Below are 1759 nucleotides of genomic sequence, written 5' to 3'. Positions count from 1 at the left end.
CATGCCGCTTTGCTCGCTCTGGCTGCCGCCGTCATCTGCTCTAGATTCGTGGATGACTTGTGTTAGCGACTCTTAGCGGCGTGATCGCTACAAAATGCCCCCCCTGATCCCATATTGCGACTTCTCGGAAGTTATCAGACAACTCGCCTCCAATCCGTTCAGTAAAGATTGCGCCGTCGACCTCAGTGATCGAAGTTACGTTCAATTTATACATTAGTTTATGATCAGAATTGATAAGTTCGATTGCTCTTTTGGTGGCCGATTCCACGAAAAATAACTGACTGTTTTCCGCTGTAAGATGCTCGTTGATTAGCCGTTTACGATACTCTCTCACACGTTCATTATGGTCATGGCCATAATCTCCCGTTGCGTGTTGCAGCAGTGAGATCAGTAAGCAGTTATTGTTGCTTCCCGAATTGGGAACGGCTTCGAACTCGTTGTCAGCCAGCCATTGCCTGTTCCTAGCGGAGTTCCCCGTCATCATCGCGGTCATTTCTGTCTCGTACTTCCATTGATCACGGTATAACGCGCGCGTACTGTCAGGCAACATTCCCCACTCTGATATTTCGTGCGGCTGAGCTTCTAGCTGCGCAAGCCGCTCATACAATCGTTGATGTAATGCGTTGGATCGATGGATAAACTCGTAGTGTAAAGCTATAAGTCGGTTCATTTCATTTTTGTGCTCATCGGTGAACCGTGGATCAATTTTCTCTATTTCGCAGAAACGGGCCGATAGGTGAAGAGTGGCGGCGGCTTCTTTGTATCGCCCCTCTTCCTCGTAGAGATTCGCCAAATGTTTATGAGCAGCTCTTGCTTCGAGCAGACGTTCCTCTTCCATCAAATGGTTGATCGTCGAGCGGAGCGATTGGCGGGCCATTTCGCGGCTTTCTGCGAACTTTTCCATCGCATAAAAGCGTTCGGCCTCTTTCGCGTAGTATTGGGAGGCCATCTTTTCGTCCATCGAGGTCAATAAGGTCGCGAATTCGTCAGGAGTGATGCATCCTTGGCTAATACCGAAGCAATCGTCCATCAGCGGTAAGTACATGCTATTACTCAACCCGTCATCATAAAAGTCTGGCTCGGCGTCAGAGTCTTGAGCGAAAGTAATATCTGGGAACACCGCCGAAAATTTCAGCATGAGTAATCCTGATTCGTTATCGAATACCAGATCTGCTTCGCGTCGGACAGCAGGTTCTACCTGATTCAGAAGATGTTGGCTAGATAAGTCGCGATGATTGGTGGCAAGGTAATTTCGCCCACGGGGATCTTTGCAGATATGATCGAAAGCAATCGCTTTTAGGCTATCTTCTTTTGAGATGTTGTGAAAAAACAAATTTCTCAATTTGTCTTTGAGTCTATCCATTGGACCCATGTAAGTGAAGGTCCGAAGAAAGTTATCGACATCTTTGGAGCTATTGAATACGGAATTTCGTTCGATCAAACCTGAGCGCCTTCTGCTCAGTTGATTTATCAGAAGAGTGACAGGGGCAAATGAATAAACACTAATTGTCATTGTATTTTCTAACAAATATACCCGAAGTTGAGCAGTCCGTTCAGAGTGGATCGGATTGATAAATGCGTTTTGGGGCGTTGTTGCATAAATCCGGCGAGCGCCGTGGTGACGTATACGCGCAACGACCGGGGCGATACCTCTGTTAACAATTCGGGTTCCTGCGTCGATACTCGATTTTTGCCGAGAAGATGCGCTGGGATAGAAGCAAGACGCACGAGCCGAAGGCGCGCTACCGCGTCAGAAACT

The 1759-nt window shown here is 47.6% G+C and carries 1 protein-coding gene; it reads right to left on the bottom strand.

Translation table 11 applies throughout. The features are described from left to right. Positions 1-40 precede the first annotated feature (40 nt). Positions 41-1441 carry a hypothetical protein gene (locus DID99_RS36515; protein ID WP_124668716.1) on the bottom strand — a complete coding sequence of 467 codons (1401 nt, stop codon included), beginning with the start codon at positions 1439-1441 and terminating at the stop codon, positions 41-43. Positions 1442-1759 lie beyond the last annotated feature (318 nt).

This window comes from Burkholderia sp. Bp8986, assembly GCF_003854225.1.
Lineage (GTDB): Bacteria > Pseudomonadota > Gammaproteobacteria > Burkholderiales > Burkholderiaceae > Burkholderia.
This window is presented reverse-complemented; position numbering and strand designations above follow the sequence as displayed.